Annotated in this window: 15 protein-coding genes; 3 read left to right on the forward strand and 12 right to left on the reverse strand. The window is 35.3% G+C overall.

From position 1 onward, the window contains the following. Positions 1 to 41 precede the first annotated feature (41 nt). The gene (locus tag HHU08_RS16580; protein ID WP_169188888.1) at positions 42 to 1,580 is read left to right on the forward strand and encodes an N-acetylmuramoyl-L-alanine amidase; all 1,539 of its coding nucleotides are present in this window, start codon (positions 42 to 44) and stop codon (positions 1,578 to 1,580) included. A 254-nt stretch (positions 1,581 to 1,834) separates the two neighbouring features. Here HHU08_RS16580 and dtd read toward each other — a convergent pair whose 3' ends face one another. From dtd to HHU08_RS16615, 7 genes are all read right to left on the reverse strand, one after another. Further along, a complete protein-coding gene (dtd, locus tag HHU08_RS16585; protein ID WP_101730754.1) occupies positions 1,835 to 2,275 on the reverse strand; it encodes a D-aminoacyl-tRNA deacylase in 441 nt (146 codons plus the stop codon). Positions 2,276 to 2,286: 11 nt separating this feature from the next. Next, positions 2,287 to 4,482, reverse strand: a complete 2,196-nt coding sequence (locus HHU08_RS16590; protein WP_016201668.1) for a RelA/SpoT family protein — start codon at positions 4,480 to 4,482, stop codon at positions 2,287 to 2,289. Positions 4,483 to 5,054: 572 nt separating this feature from the next. Continuing rightward, a complete protein-coding gene (locus tag HHU08_RS16595) occupies positions 5,055 to 5,567 on the reverse strand; it encodes an adenine phosphoribosyltransferase (protein WP_016201669.1) in 513 nt (170 codons plus the stop codon). Further along, positions 5,558 to 7,921, reverse strand: a complete 2,364-nt coding sequence (recJ, locus tag HHU08_RS16600; protein ID WP_169188889.1) for a single-stranded-DNA-specific exonuclease RecJ — start codon at positions 7,919 to 7,921, stop codon at positions 5,558 to 5,560. Before recJ ends, HHU08_RS16595 begins: the two co-directional genes overlap by 10 nt. A gap of 316 nt (positions 7,922 to 8,237) precedes the next feature. Continuing rightward, positions 8,238 to 8,537 carry a LapA family protein gene (locus HHU08_RS16605; RefSeq protein ID WP_016201672.1) on the reverse strand — a complete coding sequence of 100 codons (300 nt, stop codon included), beginning with the start codon at positions 8,535 to 8,537 and terminating at the stop codon, positions 8,238 to 8,240. 477 nt (positions 8,538 to 9,014) lie between these two features. Beyond that, positions 9,015 to 11,267 (reverse strand): protein translocase subunit SecDF, encoded by a 2,253-nt coding sequence (gene secDF, locus HHU08_RS16610; protein ID WP_101730752.1) that lies wholly within the window; start codon positions 11,265 to 11,267, stop codon positions 9,015 to 9,017. A 379-nt stretch (positions 11,268 to 11,646) separates the two neighbouring features. Continuing rightward, on the reverse strand, positions 11,647 to 11,946 hold the full coding sequence (locus tag HHU08_RS16615; RefSeq protein ID WP_016201674.1) for a post-transcriptional regulator: 300 nt from the start codon (positions 11,944 to 11,946) through the stop codon (positions 11,647 to 11,649). A 215-nt stretch (positions 11,947 to 12,161) separates the two neighbouring features. Between HHU08_RS16615 and spoVB the strand changes: the two genes are divergently transcribed. Then, the gene (spoVB, locus tag HHU08_RS16620) at positions 12,162 to 13,706 is read left to right on the forward strand and encodes a stage V sporulation protein B (RefSeq protein WP_016201675.1); all 1,545 of its coding nucleotides are present in this window, start codon (positions 12,162 to 12,164) and stop codon (positions 13,704 to 13,706) included. An 87-nt stretch (positions 13,707 to 13,793) separates the two neighbouring features. Here the strand turns inward: spoVB and HHU08_RS16625 are convergent, their stop codons facing one another. Next, positions 13,794 to 14,435, reverse strand: a complete 642-nt coding sequence (locus tag HHU08_RS16625; RefSeq protein ID WP_016201676.1) for a DUF421 domain-containing protein — start codon at positions 14,433 to 14,435, stop codon at positions 13,794 to 13,796. A 256-nt stretch (positions 14,436 to 14,691) separates the two neighbouring features. On the opposite strand from HHU08_RS16625, the gene HHU08_RS16630 reads away from it, so the two are divergent. Then, positions 14,692 to 15,072, forward strand: a complete 381-nt coding sequence (locus tag HHU08_RS16630) for a TIGR04086 family membrane protein (RefSeq protein ID WP_040342744.1) — start codon at positions 14,692 to 14,694, stop codon at positions 15,070 to 15,072. A 366-nt stretch (positions 15,073 to 15,438) separates the two neighbouring features. On the opposite strand, the gene yajC is transcribed toward HHU08_RS16630, so the two are convergent. The 4 genes from yajC to HHU08_RS16650 form a co-directional block, all read right to left on the reverse strand. Beyond that, positions 15,439 to 15,738, reverse strand: coding sequence for a preprotein translocase subunit YajC (yajC, locus tag HHU08_RS16635; RefSeq protein ID WP_016201678.1), 300 nt, complete (start codon positions 15,736 to 15,738; stop codon positions 15,439 to 15,441). A 29-nt stretch (positions 15,739 to 15,767) separates the two neighbouring features. Next, positions 15,768 to 16,907 carry a tRNA guanosine(34) transglycosylase Tgt gene (gene tgt / locus HHU08_RS16640; protein ID WP_016201679.1) on the reverse strand — a complete coding sequence of 380 codons (1,140 nt, stop codon included), beginning with the start codon at positions 16,905 to 16,907 and terminating at the stop codon, positions 15,768 to 15,770. A gap of 163 nt (positions 16,908 to 17,070) precedes the next feature. Continuing rightward, on the reverse strand, positions 17,071 to 18,099 hold the full coding sequence (queA, locus tag HHU08_RS16645; RefSeq protein WP_016201680.1) for a tRNA preQ1(34) S-adenosylmethionine ribosyltransferase-isomerase QueA: 1,029 nt from the start codon (positions 18,097 to 18,099) through the stop codon (positions 17,071 to 17,073). Between the two features lie 36 nt (positions 18,100 to 18,135). Beyond that, entirely contained in the window at positions 18,136 to 18,342 is a 207-nt protein-coding gene (locus tag HHU08_RS16650) for a DUF2905 domain-containing protein (protein WP_016201681.1), read from the reverse strand. Positions 18,343 to 18,388: the final 46 nt, after the last annotated feature.

The following is an 18,388-nucleotide window of genomic DNA, read 5'->3' on the forward strand; positions in this document are numbered from 1 at the left end:
CTAGTCATCTTTAGACAATATACGGAAGGAGTGTAGCTTGTTTGAAGAATATAAGATGGATGCTATTACTTTTAGTAAGCATCTTCTTCATTCCTACATACAATCAATATGTATCAGCAGAAAATCAATCAACTGTTCAAGCTAATACAGTAGTAAATGTTAGAGATAATCCAGGGCTTGATCAAAACGTTATTGGGAAAATGGAGATAGGAAAAGCGTATCCCTTAATAAAAGAAGAAGAGGGTTGGCTGGAAATTCAAATTACTTCCTCTTTAACTGGTTGGGTAGCCGGCTATTTAGTAACCAAAAATGGAGAAAACGTAGAAGAAAAACCGATAGAAGAAGAAAAAATAACTTCCCTTTCAAACAAAGCCACGATTATAGAAAATGGTCTTCGCTTAAGAAAAGGTCCTGGTACCAATTACCAAGTTATTACATCTTTAGGAAAAGGAATCGAAGTTACCATACTTTCAACTAATGGAGAATGGTATCAAATAAAAACGGACTTAGGGTCTGGATGGGTCCATAATGATTATCTCCTGCTTAAGGATCCTCAAACTCAAGCAGATACTGGAGAACCGGAAAAACCTAAACAGCAAATTGCGACTGTTACAGAAGATCAGATCAATCTTCGGAGTAATCCATCTACAAGTGCTGAAATCATTGGTAAAATTAGCATAGGCACTGTAATTACTATAATAGAAGAAGAATCTAATTGGGCAAAAATCCAATATTCTGGTAATATCGGCTGGGTTCACAAAGATTTACTAAAGAATAGTGATCTCGAAAGCAGAAAAGGAAAAAAAACAGATAAGACAATCAAACTTGTATACGACAGAACAAACATCAGAAGTGATGCAACAGTCAATTCAAAGGTCTTACTTGTTGCCAATAATGGAGAAACATTTCAAGCAGTAGAAATAATCGATGATTGGTATAAAATTAAACTTTCAGATGGAGAATTTGGATATATTGCCGAATGGATTGTAGAAGAAACAGACCCTTTAGATCAGCAAATTGCAAGTGCTACAAATTCAGCTGATTTAAAAGGAAAAACGATCGTAATAGATCCAGGTCATGGTGGAAAGGATAGCGGTACAATCGGAGTAATTGGTACACTAGAAAAGGATTTAAATCTTCGTACTGCCCAATTACTTGCTAGCAAACTAAAAACTGCAGGTGCAAAAGTAATTCTTACTAGATCTAACGATATATTCATTCCACTGCAAAATCGAGTGGATATCAGCCATTTCTATCATGCAGATGCTTTTATCAGTCTTCATTATGATAGTATAAATGATAGCTCTGTAAATGGCGTCACAAGCTATTACTATACAGCAAATCAAAAAAAACTAGCTACTAGCTTACATAAAAGTATCATTGAAGCAACCGATCGAAAAGACAGAGGTGTTAGACAAAATACGTTTGTTGTACTCAAGGAAAATAGACAAGCTGCATCTCTTTTAGAATTAGGCTATCTAAGTAATCCTGCTGAAGAACAAACACTGCTTTCAAGTAAATATCAAGAGACCATTACTACAGCTATTTATCATGGTTTAGAGAATTATTTTAGCTATTAAAGTTCTCCAAATTACTAGTTAGTTAAAATTATGCAAATATAATGATTTGTGAGTTGCATATCCCGCAGCCTGAATAAACATTGCTTCCGACGGGGCTACGTTTTTCGCCTCCTTAGGCATCGCTAATCCCCGCCATAAGTCTACATGTATTTAGGCTGCTCCATATTTCTAATCAGTTCTAAACAAAAAAGTTCTTTCACAGAATATTATCTGTTGAAAGAACTTTTTTATGATTTTTTATCTTTAAGCTTATTTTATTTGCTATCTAGAATAAGAGTTACTGGTCCATCGTTAATTAAATGGACATCCATCATGGCACCAAAGATGCCCGTTTCAACCGTTAAGCCTTGATCACGTAAAAGAATATTAAATTGATCATATAGTTCTTTTGCCTGATCTGGTTTTGCTGCATTCATAAAGTTTGGTCTTCTTCCTTTACGGGTATCTCCGTAAAGGGTAAACTGAGAAATCGAAAGAATTGCTCCTCCACTATCCAAAATGCTTTGATTCATCTTCCCATTCTCATCTTCAAACACGCGAAGGTGAGCAATTTTTTCTGCAAGGTATTTGACATCCTCTAGCTCGTCACTATGGGTAATGCCTACTAGGAGAACAAAACCTTTCTCAATCGACCCCACTGCTTTTCCGTCCACTTCTACTTTTGCTTCTTTTGATCTTTGTAATACGACACGCACATTAATACTCCTTAGTTCATTATTCTTCGCACAGAATAGACATCTGGAATTTGCTTAATTCGATCTACAACTTTATGAAGGTGATTTACATTTAAAATCATAATACTCATGTTAATTGTCGCGACTTTATTCCGATCAGACTTACCAGATACTGCTGAGATATTAGTTTTCGATTCATTTACTGCTTGTAGAACCTCATTTAATAAACCTCTTCTGTCATAGCCACTTATTTCAATTTCAACATTATATTCTTTACGATTATTTAAATTCGTTTCCCATTCAACAGGAATTAGTCGAGCTTTTGCATCGTCTGTATCAATATTAGTACAATCTGCACGATGGACAGAAACTCCTCTTCCTTTTGTGATAAATCCGACTATTTCATCACCTGGAACTGGATTACAACAGCGGGATAAACGGATGAGTAAATTATCAATTCCAGTTACTCGAACACCTGAAGCACTTTTTTTATTATTAGGAAAGGATTTTAATTCAGCAACAGCATTTGTTATGGTAGATACTTGTTCTGCATCTCTTTTCTTACGCCATTTTTCTGTTAATCGATTTGCTACTTGAAGTGCAGTTATTCCATTATAACCAACAGCTGCATACATATCCTCTTCTGTCATAAAATTAAATTTCTCAATCACAGCCTTCACATTATCCGGAGTAAGAATTTCTTTGATATCAAATTCCATATTGCGAATTTCTTTTTCAACTAATTCCTGGCCTTTTTCGATATTCTCTTCTCGGCGCTGCTTTTTGAAAAATTGTCTAATTTTATTTTTTGCTTGAGAGGTTTGTGCTATCTTTAACCAATCTTGACTTGGTCCGTAAGAATGTTTACTCGTATGAATTTCAATAATATCGCCTGTTTTTAATTTATAATCAAGGGTTACCATCTTGCCATTTACTTTAGCTCCAATGGTTTTATTCCCTATCTCTGAATGAACGCGGTAAGCAAAGTCAATTGGTACAGAGCCTGAAGGTAACTCAAACACATCTCCTTTTGGTGTAAAAACAAAAACCATATCGGAAAATAAATCAATTTTCAGACTTTCCATAAACTCTTCCGCATTGACGATATCATCTTGGAATTCAAGTATTTCTCTAAACCAAGTTAATTTTTCTTCTAGTGAGGATCCTTCATTTACTGATTTCCCCTCTTTGTATGCCCAATGTGCTGCAATCCCATATTCAGCAATCCGATGCATGTCTTGGGTACGAATTTGCACTTCTAAAGGATCACCCTTCGGTCCAATTACAGTTGTGTGTAAAGATTGATACATATTAGCCTTTGGCATGGCAATATAATCTTTAAAGCGCCCTGGCATTGGCTTCCATCTAGTATGAATAATTCCTAATATCGCATAGCAATCTTTAATACTATTTACGACAATTCTTACTGCTAGCAAATCGTATATCTCATTAAATTGTTTGTTCTGTAAAACCATTTTACGGTAAATGCTATAGATATGCTTCGGTCTTCCTGAAATATCTGCCTGTATATTTACTTCTGCTGTTCCTTCACGAATTTCAGTAACTACCTCATCTAAGTATTGTTCTCTTTCTGCTCTTTTCTTCTTCATTAAGTTAACAATACGATAATATTGCTGTGGATTCATATAGCGTAATGCTGTATCCTCTAGTTCCCATTTAATTGTGGAGATTCCAAGACGATGAGCTAGTGGGGCAAAAATTTCTAATGTTTCATTAGAAATACGACGCTGTTTTTCTGCAGGTAAATGCTTCAATGTTCTCATGTTATGGAGCCTATCTGCAAGTTTAATTAAAATAACACGAATATCTTGTGCCATTGCAACAAACATTTTGCGATGATTCTCTGCTTGCTGTTCTTCATGCGATTTATATTTAATTTTCCCGAGCTTCGTTACACCGTCAACGAGCATGGCCACTTCACTGTTAAATGCTTTACTTATATCTTCTAAAGTAATTTCCGTATCTTCAACAACGTCATGGAGAAAACCTGCTGCTACAGTTGCTGGATCCATTTCTAAATCAGCCAAAATACCTGCTACTTGGATTGGATGAATAATATATGGTTCCCCAGATTTCCTATATTGTTCACGATGAGCCTCTCTTGCATAGTCATAGGCTTTTTCAATAAAAGCTACGTGCTCTCCGTTTAAATATCCTCTAGTCTTATCGATGACTTGTTCGGCGGTTAATACTTGATCATTCGCCATGTAATCACCTTTCATATCACGATTATATTATTTAAATGTATCATATTTTAGACATTCTTTCTATCCTACTACTTTTATGCGAAATTACAAAAAAGAATAAAATTTATTTTAGAATGATTATTACTATTATCGAAAAAAAAACGAAGAATGTAAAGGGATTGGAAGGAAATTTTATGGAGAATCATAGAAAAATGTCGAATAAAGGCGATTTTTATAAAAATTCCATGAATTTATTTCCTTATTTCCCATTTAAAATAAAAAAGAGCGCTCTTTATAAACGCTCTTTCAGACTGTAGACAAACCCCTAATTATTTAAAATAGAAGTTTGTATATAGCATATTTATTAGTCCCTTTGAAGAGGGATGTTACTTTCCGCTCCAGGGGTTCGCTTTCCGTGGGGCTCGCGCTGAGCCGCGGTCTGCCTTTGGCCTGCAGGGTCTCACCCCTTCCACTCCAAGCAACGCATAAAAATTCCATTTAACTTTTTAAAAATCTTTTTGTCTACATACTGAAAGAGCGCTCATTATAAGCGCTCTTTGTTTAAAATTTTTCAAGCTGAAAAAATATATATATTAATATTCCATTAATGTTAATATATCATATCCATCTAAATTTTTACGTCCTTCAAGATAAGATAATTCAATTAAGAATGCGATACCTGCAACAACTCCACCAAGCTCTTCTACTAATTTAATTGTTGCCTCAATTGTGCCGCCAGTCGCTAATAAATCATCTGTAATTAACACACGTTGACCTGGTTTAATTGCATCCTTATGGATTGTTAATACGTCTTTTCCATACTCTAATCCATATTCTACTTTAATTGTTTCTCTAGGTAATTTCCCTTCTTTACGAACTGGAGCAAAACCTACTCCTAGAGAATAAGCAACAGGACAGCCAATGATAAAGCCTCTTGCTTCTGGTCCTACAACAAGATCAATTTCCTTTTCTTTTGCATACGCTACTATTTGATCTGTTGCATATCTATATGCTTCTCCATTATCCATTAATGTTGTAATATCCTTGAATCTGATCCCTTCTTTTGGCCAATCTTCAACGATGGTAACATATTGTTTTAAATCCATTCTTTTACTGCCTCCTCATTATTAACGGATTTCTTTAGAATAAGATCAAACCAATTTTTAAGTTGCTCATAAGATGAATAAATCAATTCATTTTCTAGCTCAAATTGCGCCTGCTTTTGTTGAAAAGAGATAGACTCTGATAAATCTCTTTTCGGTACATTCTTATTCAATGAAATAAATCCATCCTTCATTGTAACAAAATTCAATTCAAAAAACACCTTTGACATAAAATCTACCGTTTCTTTACTCCAACCTTTTCTTCTAGCTAGCTCTCCACCGAATTTTCCGAGGTGAAACGTCCCCTGTTTCGCTAAAAAGGCATAGAACCATTTAAAATGGTCTCGAGTTGGCATCGTACTAAAAAAGTCACTTTGTTGTTTATAAAAAACAGCATAGATTCTTTCAGGTTGATTGTTCGCTAACAACGTTTTTAACATATCTATATTTGGCGGATAATCTGCTAATACTATAGCATTATCGACTGACTCAAAAAAAGCTGCTTGTTCTATCGTTTCCATTACCTGATAGGAGACTTGTTGATTCATATCCTTTGGAACAGAGTCTTGATGGAAGAAAATCCAATGAGCATTTTCAGGTACTACATCATATAAATGATTCATTTTCCTCAAACTTCGATAGTCAAATAGCTGCCAATGAGAAACCTCGATATCTTGAATAAAGATTTGTGTTTTTTTGCGATTATTCCATTCGTTTATCGAAAGTTCTCCCAATACAGATACTTTTGCATTTGGAGCAATATGATCACATAAGTCACCAATTCCAAACCCTATACCATCCAAATCAAATTCATTTTGCTTTAATAAAATTTTTAAATGGTTTTGATTTGAACCTATTTTCCTCATGTTCTCTACTTCTAAATCACAGAATGTCAGCTTCGGTTTCGGATTATCAACACCAAACGGAGCCAACATTTGCATATCCTCTATTGACTGAATGGAAATGTCACTTATCGAAAAACTGCCATCCACCTTTGTTAATGGCACGAGATCTTCCTCCGTTAATTGATCAAAGGCTAATTTGTTTAAGTTATTTCTTAGCACATCTGCATCGTCTATTTTCAAGGACATTCCTGCTGCCATTGGATGGCCACCAAAATGGGGCAGAATATCTCTACAAGTCGATAAATTTTGATATAAATCAAATCCTTCAATACTACGAGCAGACCCTTTTGCTACACCCTTTTCATAATCAAAGCTTAATATAATCGTTGGACGGTAGAACTTCTCTACCAATCTTGAAGCAACAATTCCTACTACTCCTGGATTCCACCCTTCTTTCCCAACTATTAGAACGCGATTTTCAGCCAAGGGGTAGTTTTGTTCGACTTGTTCTATCGCTTCCTCTGTGATTTGATTTACAATGGCTTGTCTTTCCTTATTGGTTTCTTCCATTTCTAATGCAAGCTCTTTCGCAAGCTCTGGATCGTCAGTTGATAATAGCTCTACCGCAGGATCAGCACTTCCTAATCTTCCTATTGCATTAATTCGGGGGGCAAGCATAAATCCAATTGTTTCTTCGTTAATCGCATTTTTTTCTACATTCATTTGGCGGTATAATGCATTTAAACCGATATTATTTGTTTCTTGTAATGCTTTGATTCCTTTTTTCGCAAGAAGACGATTTTCCCCAGTCAAGGAGACAAGGTCAGCAATCGTTCCTATTGCTGCAAATGGCAATAAATGAAGAGGAACACTACCATATAAAGCATGGGATAGCTTAAAAGCAACACCAACCCCTGCTAGATCGCGAAACGGATATTTACTACCTTCTATTTTTGGGTGAATAATCGCTAGTGCCTCTGGTAACACTGGACCAGGTTCATGATGATCGGTAATGATTAAATCTATGTCTAATTCCTTTGCCACTTGTGCTTCATGTACTGCAGCAATACCTGTATCAACAGTAATAATTAATTGAACCCCTATGCTTTTGGCATAACGAAAAGCACCTTCATTGGGGCCATACCCTTCGGTGAATCGGTTTGGAATATAAAATTGCACATTCGCACCGAGATCTTCTAATGTTTTCATCATTACAGTCGTACTGGTTACTCCGTCGGCGTCATAATCTCCAAAAATTAAGATTGATTCATTATTAGAAATTGCTTTCTTTATTCGTTCAACCGCTATATTCATTCCTAAAAGTAAAAACGGATCATGAAATTCATTATTATCATCAAATAAAAAAGCCTTTGCTTCTTCTGTAGTATAATAACCTCTTTTTATTAAAAGTGAGGCAACTAGTGGTGCTATTTTTAATTCTTCCGCTAATTCGGAAGCTTTTTCTTTATTGGGAGCTTCTTCTTTTATCCATCTTTTTTTAGAACGTAACATTCAATCACCTCAATTTAACTATTATACAAGTTAAAAGAAGTCGTTTCAATGCAAGAAGAATGGAAAAGATAGAGGTTTCCCTTTTTGTAAATACTTTAAAAGCATATAGAATTCTCATAAAGGGAAATTTTCCATCAGTGGGGGTTTTCCTTCCTCCACCACTGATGGTTAATTGAACCATTCGGACCTTCACGGACAGTAAGAGTGGACTAAATAAAGATGTATTACTAATCATTTTACACCTTAAAAAAATGCCTGCACAGAAATTATTCGAAGGAATGAATCACAACAAACTATCTCCAAACAGGCATCTTTTTTATTTTGAATCTGTAAGAATCTTTGGATTTTCTTTTTTGCTACCATTTTTTTGTTCTAATTCTCTTTTTTCTTTCTCCAATGTTTTAATCTTGCGCTGCAATGAATAGATGCGAATAATTCCTGCAGAGCCAATAATCAACCCACCTAGTAGAACAGAAATTAGTATTACTAAAATAAGTGGCCATTGTCCTTCACCAAATAGATAATTAACAGACACTGGATCTACGTTAATAACTGCAAATACCGCTACAATTAAGGCGAAAATAATTCCTAAAAGCATACTCCATTGAAACTTCATTTCTTTCCCCCCCTTTTTCTATACGTATTCATTATTCCCTAATTTCCACATTCTCACTAATATAAACAAGAAAAGCAAACACAAAGAACGTAGCTTTTTCGTGTTTCCTTACGTAAAAGAGGTAACCTGATATTTACTAGGCAGTAGGCTGCTTGTGCTAGAGGCTCCCTATTAATTTCAAATACTTATACTTTCTTCTTTTCAAAAAAAAAAGGCTGTTTTCGTAAAGTTTGTTGCGATTACCCGCAGCCGGAATATCACTTCATTTTCCGTGGAGCTAAGCTTAAGCCTCCTCAGATTCGCCTCCGGGGTCTCAGGCTGTTTCGCTAATCCCCGTGGCGTCCTCGTGTATTCCGGCTGCTCCGTTTTTCCAATTAATTCTTTTTTTCTATTGAAAAAACAACAATCCTTTTGAAAACAGCCCAAAAAAACTGCCTCCTCTACTAAAAGGAGACAGGCTAAAACTAACTATTTATATTATACTTGTGGTTCGTCAGAAATAGGACGTTTCTCTTTATAAGTAACTAAGACACCTTTTCTCTTTAATTCTTTCTTCTTCCATACATACCAAAGCTGGGATGCAATGAAGATAGAGGAATACGCTCCACCAATTAAACCGATAAGTAACGCTAATGAGAAGTTTGTAATTGCACTGCTACCAAATATTAATAGAGCAACAACACAAATTACAACTGTTACTACAGTATTTATTGAGCGTGCAAGAGTCTGTCTAATACTTGTATTGATAATATCTTTAATCTCTTGTGGTGTTTTTATACGCTTTTTCTTCGCTAGATTTTCTCTAATACGATCAAAAGTAACAATCGTATCATTAATCGAATAACCTACTATCGTTAACACCGCTGCAATAAAGGTAATATCTACTTCTAATCGTGTGAGACTGAAAATTACTATAATAAAGAACGCATCATGAAGTAGCGCTAACACTGCAGCAAGTCCCATATATAATTCAAAACGAATCGCTACATAAATAATAATCCCAATAGAAGCGAATATTATCGCATAAAATGCATTTTTAGCTAATTCTTTACCAACAGTTGGTGATACACTGCTTACGCTCGGATCATGCCCATACGTATTTTTAAACTCTGATTTTATCGTATTAATTTTCTCTTGACTCAAATCCCCTTTAATACGAATAGCGGCAATCTCTTGCTTTTCACCTGAAATAATAATATCATCCGCTTTTACATCCAGCTTGTCCAATTGGTCTTCAATTTCAGCAGTTGTTAATGCCTTATCTGCCATGACTTCTATGCGTGATCCACTTGCAAAATCAATTCCAAGGTTAAGCTTGAATATAAACATAATTACAATCCCTGCAGCAATTAAAATACCAGAAATTGCAAAAAACACATTTTTATATTTCACAAAATCAAGCCGGTCAAATTTAGTTGGCAATGTCAACGTATCATAATTCTCGCTAATATGTTTTACATCTTTTCGATTGACTCCAAACCACGTAATTTTTTTATCAAACAATTTACTTTTAACTAGTAAACCAAGTAATAATCTAGAACCATAAACGGCAGTTATAAAACTAACTAATATACTGACAATTAAGAGGGTGGCAAATCCTTTTACGGAACTTGTACCATAAACAAACAATACAATGGAAGCTATGATTGTAGTTAAGTTTGCATCAAGAATGGTTCCGATAGAATTTTTATTACCCGCCTGAAATGCAGCGCGTAGCGACTTTCCTACTCTCAATTCATCCTTTATTCTTTCATAAGTAATGATATTAGCATCCACAGCCATCCCAACACCAAGAATAAGTGCTGCAATTCCTGGAAGGGTTAATACACCATTCATTAAATCAAGAACGAGCAGATTTAAATAAACATAAATAGACAATGTAATGACAGCTACTAATCCAGGCAAGCGGTAATAGAGGAGCATAAATAAAAATACTAGTCCCACACCAATTATACCAGCATATACAGTATCCTTTAATGCTTGATCCCCGAACTGGGCACCAACACTAGTTGAATATTCTTCAGTCAATTTAACCGGTAATGCACCAGCATTTAATAATTCTGCTAACCTTGTCGCCTCATCAACTGTAAAATTACCAGTTATAGAAACAGTATCGGAGTTAATTACTTCACTTACCATTGGAGCTGATAAGAATTTTGGTTCTTCCTTCGTAGCTTCTGCACTGTAGGAATCTCCTTCTTCAAAATCTAGCCAAATTACCAATGGACTTCCTAAAACAGATTGCGTTACTTCTTTAAACTTATTTGCATCTTTTAATTTTAAAGAAACACTAGGTTTCCCATACTGATCAAATTCTTGGCTAGCTCCACCTTGAACTAAATCAGAGCCATCAAGTAATTTCTTGTCTTGAATATCTCTAAATGTTAAGTTCGCTTCTGTTGAAAGCATTTCTCTTGCTTCATTTTGGTCGGTAATACCAGCAAGCTGAACTCTTATTCTGTCTTTTCCTTCAATTTGAATAACCGGTTCGCTTACTCCTAAAACGTTAATTCTTTTATCTAACGCTTGAGCAGTACTTTTTAATGCCGATTCATCAATTGTTCCTTTTCCCTTTTCCAGTGGTTCTACTTTATAAAGAACTTCAAACCCACCTTGCAGGTCTAACCCTAGCTTAATGTCACCTAATATTTTATTTGTTGTACCTCCCATTAATCCTGCCGCCAAGACAATGATTAAGAAAAAGGCAACAATTCTACTGCGTTTAACCATTATGTATTAATCCTCCTCATGAAATACAAAGCAGAAACTTCCCCAAATAGGCTTACTGACCCTATTCATTAATAGTTTGTCCCAAAATTATGTCATCTTTAATATGAACCTTTTAATTAGGTGCTATTCTATTTTCGCCGCTCACTTCTTTCAAGTAACTTCTATTAGCAAGTTCTTCTCTTATTAGAATAAACTCATTATGGAACAGTTTATCTTCACTGTCAATTTGTATAGAAAAATATACTAGTAAAATTATTCATACTTGTCACATAAAATTAACGACTTTGATTAATCCCTCTCCAAATCATTAAAAAGACTTTCTAACTTAGCACAAAAATAATAGGAAGCTTTATAAATTGGAACCAATAATGAAAACTTCCTATTTCAATAATTCTTTTTTCTCTTCTTCTGATAGTACAGAAAAAAAGTCTGCTGTTTTATATGCCTCGATTGTGGCATAGTTCATATACTCTGCAACCTTTACATGGAGTATATCCTGTACTAATTCTGAAATTCTTCTATCTTCAGATGGTTTTTTCCACTTTTTATTCGTTAAATATTCCCACAGTTCATCTTCTTTAATAGTGTCATAGCCAAGTAATTGAAATTCTTCTATCTTGCTCGTTAATACAGGCTTTACTTGTGAACGATATTGGTCATAAATGTGTGTTGACGACATTAATATTCACTCCATTACAGTCATTTTATGCTTACTTTAATCATGAGCAATCTCTTTTATGAAAGCAACATTTTTTTTGGAATAGACTCTAATAAAAATAGACTCTTCTCCAATCAACACGTCTACTTTTTAAAAACCTTGTCATGCTTTGTCCACTCTGTTGCATATAGATAATTGTATAGTATTATTCGCTATTTGAGAAGGCAGGGAATAGAATGTCTAAGTTTTTAAAAGGTACAATGATTTTACTTATAGCTGGATTTATTACGAGAGTGTTAGGATTTATAAATCGAATCGTTATCGCACGTTTTATCGGAGATGATGGAGTTGGTCTCTATATGATGGTTTATCCTACCATGATCTTGGTTGTGACCATCACTCAACTTGGACTACCTGTTGCTATTTCTAAAAATGTAGCAGAGGCAGAAGCTGCCGGGAATTTCCGCAAAGTAAAAAGCATCTTAATTGTTTCTTTAAGTGTAACGTTAGGTTTAACTATCTTATTTACGCCTGCTTTATTTCTATTGGCTCCATATCTTTCCCAAACACTTTTTACCGATGAACGAACACTTTTACCACTTCTTGCGATTACGCCGATTATCCCAATTATTGCTGTGTCATCTGTATTAAGAGGGTATTTCCAAGGAAGACAAAATATGAAGCCTGCTGCCATCTCTCAAGTGATTGAACAAGTCATTCGGATTGCTTTAATTGCAACGTTTACAAAAGCATTTTTACCACTTGGAGTCGAATATGCTGCGGCAGGAGCGATGCTAGCATCGGTTCTTGGAGAACTAGCTTCTTTATTGTATTTACTTGCATCGTTCAAATGGAAAAAAAAATTTCATTTGCGGAAAAAGTTCTTCCAATATGTACATAATGGAAAAAATACTTTCCAAGAGTTAATGACGATTGCGTTACCGACCACTGGAAGCCGTATGATTGGAAGCATTGCATGGTTTATTGAACCAATTGTTGTCGCACACAGTTTATCGATAGCAGGTCTCTCTGCCATAAATGCGACAAAACAATATGGGGTGTTAACAGGGTTTGCTCTCCCACTCTTAATGTTGCCCTCTTTCTTCACTCAATCGTTATCAACATCTCTTGTTCCTGCCATTAGTGAAGCAAAGGCAAATAATCAATATAAGCTGATTGAACACTTATTACAGCAGGCGCTCAAATTTACCTTTATGACAGGTGGTCTTGCCATCGTTGTGCTTTATGTATTAGCAGAGCCTTTAATGAGCATTATGTATGGGAGTACAAGAGGAACCTCTTTCATTCAAATAATGGCTCCATTCTTTATTCTTAATTATTATCAAGGCCCACTCCAAGCCGCTTTACAGGCCCTAAATTTCGCAAGAGCCGCAATGATTAATAGTTTTATTGGGGCGGCAGTTAAAACAGCGCTAATCTTTATTCTAGCAAGTCGGCCAGAGTTTGGGATATATGGAGTAGCGATTGCTTTGATTGTTGGGTTTGTCCTTGTTACTCTGCTCCATTTCGCCACAATATTAAAGACAATAAGTTTCTCTATTATTGTCAAAGATTATGTAAAAATGCTCCTTACTATTTCGTTAACAGCAGTACTTGGTACATTCTTAGTTAAAACCATTATATTTCCATCCATTCTGTTGCAATTGATTACTATTACAAGCATCATCTGTATCTTTTATGTATTATTACTTTTCCTTCTTCGTTTAATGAACAAAAAGGACTTAGCAAAAATCCCATGGATTGGCCGTTTTTTCTCTTAAATTTTTTTGATGATTTATTCCATCAGCAACCAGTGAGAATATACCTTCCACTGGTTGCCTTTTTATCCAAAATAGATATATTTGCTGCTATTTATCAATCAAATCAACATAAAATTCCCCATCTTGATAACTGCAAAAAGAGATATTTTTAATATGGAGAAAGCCTTTTTCTTTTAATTGCTGCCTTAGCCAAAGATTTGTTTTCCCCATTTTATCTAAATTACTTTCTTGAATAATTCCATCCATAATTAATGGAATTGTAATGGATGATTTATTGTTCTCTTTTTCAAATACAGATAATTTTCCTGATGTTTCTAATATAGCAAATTCTACATCTGCTATATTACGGATATCCTTTTCTCTGAGCTGCACTAATAAGTCATCATAATTATATCGCTGGCTCCTCATCGCTGCTTCGTTAATTTCGCCATTTTTGATAATTAGGGTCGGTTCTCCCTCAATAAAATCACGCATTTTTTTACTTTTCAGGGATAAGAAAGCGAGAAGTACTTGAATAGAAAGAAGTATAAACATGGGAAACAGTGTTGGTAATAACGGGTCATGGTAATCCTCTATTGCAACCACAGCAATTTCTGCGATCATGATGAATACGACTAAGTCTAATATACTCAATTCCCCTATTTCTCTTTTTCCCATCAAACGAAAAATAAGAACGATTAGAGCATATATTAAAATCGTTCTAAACAAAATGATCAAATATTGGTCCACATTATCTCCTCCGATCAAACATGTTCCTTTTTAATCTGCTCCATAAGAAAAAAATAATACGGAAAATAAATGATATTGGTTTGCTAATCTCAGACGTTTAGAATGAACAAAATCGACCTCAACCTATTGCTGTCTTCGCCTTCAGAATAAAAATGAGATATTAAGTATTTTTTCATTCTATTTTCTCTCATGCTGAATATGCTTGTACTAGAGAGCTTTTGAAAATTTTAGATGCAATGGAAAGGAGAGGTTTACAATCGAAGAGAGTAAACATGTTGGCAGTGCTGTTTTATACGGTCTAATTGCCATTTTCATTATGTTAATAACTAGCAGTTTGTTCTTTTCCCTATTATTAAGATTTACGTCAGTTCAAGAATCGTCTCTGCAATATATTATTACAGCCGTATCCTTTATCACTTTATTTGCAGGTGGTTTTATTTCTGGGGGAAAAGGGAAAGAAAAAGGTTGGTTTTTAGGCGGGGTTACTGGGATAATCTACTCCATTATCATTTTTTTGTTTTCCTTTTTGGGATCTGACCAACTATTTTCGATGGAGCAAACAATTTATCATGTTTGTTATACCCTTATTTGTATGATGGGTGGAATATTAGGAGTAAATCTTGCAAAAAATAATTAGCTAAAAACTGAATGATAAAGCAAACTTCTACAGTGGGGTTTTTCCCTCATTCCCCACTGATGGTTAGTTACATGATCTTAAAACTGTTAAGAGTTAGATAAATAAAGGCTGTTTTCGTAAAGTTTGTTGCGATTACCCGCAGCCGGAATACACTTCGCTTTCCGTGGGGCTCGCGCTGAGCCTCCTCAGCTTTCGCCTCCGGGGTCTCAGGCTGTCTCGCTAATCCCCGTGGCGTCTTCGTGTATTCCGGCTGCTCCATTTTTCCAACTAATTCTTTTTTCCTATTGAAAAACAACAATCCTTTAGAAAACAGCCTAAATAAAAAAGTGCAACCTTAGGCTATTAAGACTGCACTTTTTATCTTTATTATTCTGTTTTTTCTAATGTTGTACTAGCTACTGGAGCAGAAGACTCTACTACTTCACGAATTGCATTACGATCAAATGTTAGACGTGAGCCGTCTTTTGATTTTAATACAATCGTTCCTTCGTCAATTGCATCGATTGTGGCATGCATACCGCCAATCGTGACAATCTTGTCCCCTTTTTTCAGACTACTCTGCATATCACGCACAGCTCTTTGACGTTTTTGCTGTGGACGGATTAGCAAGAAATAGAATAATACAAACATTAAAATAAACGGTAGTAAACTTGCAAGTTGTCCCATCTATATTTCCCCTCCTTTCAAATTCTCTATTAAAAGTTTTTAGCGTTCGGTTTATTAAATCCATAACGTTCGAAAAACTCTTCTTTGAAATCTCCTAAACGGTCGTTTTTGATTGCGTCTCGGACATTCTCCATTAAGTTTAACAGAAAATATAGATTATGGTAAGATGTAAGCCTTATTCCGAATGTTTCGTCACATCGAATAAGGTGACGAATATAAGCACGGCTATAATTTTTACAAGTATAGCAGTCACATTCTGGATCTAAAGGCCCAAAATCTCTGGCATATTTGGCGTTTTTCACAACAAGTCGACCTTCACTTGTCATTACCGTTCCGTTTCTTGCTATTCTGGTTGGCAATACACAGTCAAACATATCAATACCACGAATAGCACCATCAATTAATGAATCCGGTGACCCTACACCCATTAAATAACGCGGCTTATTATCCGGCATTAATGGCGTTGTAAATTCAAGGACACGATTCATCACATCCTTCGGTTCTCCAACCGATAATCCCCCCACTGCATATCCAGGAAAATCTAATGAGACTAAGTCTCTTGCACTTTGTTTGCGAAGTTCCTCATATTCTCCACCTTGAATTATACCGAATAAGCCTTGATCCTCAGGACGATTATGCGCCTTTAGACAACGTTCAGCCCAGCGAGAAGTCCGTTCCACTGATCTCTTCATATAATCGTATTCTGCTGGGTAAGGAGGACACTCATCAAACGCCATCATAATATCTGAGCCTAGAGCATTTTGTATTTCCATTGCTTTTTCAGGAGAAAGGAATAATTTATCGCCATTTAAATGGTTGCGAAAATGTACTCCTTCTTCTTCTATTTTTCGAAAGTCACTCAAACTAAAGACTTGAAACCCACCAGAATCCGTGAGTATCGCCTTATCCCAATTCATGAATTTATGAAGCCCGCCAGCTTCCTTTACAATTTCATGACCTGGTCTTAACCATAAATGATAAGTATTACTTAAAATGATGTTTGCTCCCATAGATTTTAAATCTTCTGGAGCCATTGTTTTTACAGTTGCTAACGTTCCCACTGGCATAAAAGCTGGTGTCTCAAAAGATCCATGCGGTGTATGTACAATGCCCAACCTTGCGCCTGTTTGCTTACAAGTTTTTATTAATTCATAACGTATTGCTGTCAAAGTATTTTCTCCTTCATATAAAGTAAAACTTCTATAGATTCATAATTTACTTACTGTTTTGATCAAGATAAAACCATTTAACCAAAAGCATTAGAATCAACTATATATTCTAATGAATATCACCACGAAACTCAAGCAATTCATGAACCTTATCATTTTTTACTTATTGGATAAACATCGCATCTCCAAAGCTAAAGAAGCGATATCTTTCTTTCACTGCTGTCTCGTAAGCATGAAGAACATTTTCTCTTCCCGCTAGGGCGCTTACTAACATAATTAATGTTGATTTCGGTAAATGGAAATTCGTAATCATCCCATCAATCCCTTTAAATTCATAGCCAGGATAAATAAAAATACTCGTCCATCCGCTACTTTCTACAAATTCTCCATTATTTGCTGTTGCAATTGTTTCAAGTGTTCTCGTAGAAGTTGTGCCTACAGAAAGAATTCGACCGCCTTGTGCTCTCACTTTATTTAATAACGCAGCCGTTTCTTGATTTAGCTGATAAAACTCAGCATGCATTTCATGTTTATCTACGTCCTCGACATTAACTGGTCGGAAGGTGCCCAGACCAACATGCAAAGTAATAAATAAAATATGCACTCCTTTTTCTTTCAGGGCATCTAACAATTCAGTAGTAAAATGTAGACCAGCTGTTGGTGCTGCTGCAGAACCTCGTTCTTTTGCATAAACAGTTTGATAACGATCTTGATCATCAAGCTTTTCCTTAATATAAGGTGGCAATGGCATCTCGCCAAGTTGATCCAAGATTTCATAAAAAATGCCTTCGTACTGAAAATCAAGAATACGACCACCGTGCTCTAATTCTTTCACACAAACTGCTTTTAACTTTCCTTCTCCAAAGGTAATAATGGTTCCTTCTTTGACTCTTTTCGCAGGCTTGACAAGCGTTTCCCATTTATCATTCTCTTGCTGTTTCAGCAAAAGAACCTCAATATGTGCTCCTGTATCCTCTTTTTCTCCATGCAATCTTGCTGGCAATACCCTAGTATCATTCAGTACTAGACAATCACCAGGATTAATATACTCATATATATCTTTAAATTTGCGATGCTGTAATTCACCAGTCACTTTATTTACTATCATTAATCGACTACTTGTGCGATCCTCTAAAGGAGTCTGTGCAATTAATTCTTCTGGTAAATGAAAATCAAATAAATCTACTTTCATGTCTGTCCACCTATTCTCTTTCATGCAATCATAATGTTAGCGAAATTTCCCTATTAAATAAAATACCAACGATAAAACGATACTAATTACAATACAAGTTGTAATAGGAAAATAAAAAGTCGAATGTTCTTTTTTTATCATAATGTCACCTGGAAGTTTGCCAATTGGAACAAATTGCATGATTAGTCCGATTAAAAATACAATTCCTCCGATGATCATGATATATTTAGAAATTTCATTCATCCTTCTCGTCCTTTATTTTATTTATTCTTTTATTTCTTCATATTTT

Source organism: Niallia alba (assembly GCF_012933555.1).
Classification (GTDB): Bacteria; Bacillota; Bacilli; order Bacillales; family Cytobacillaceae; genus Niallia; species Niallia alba.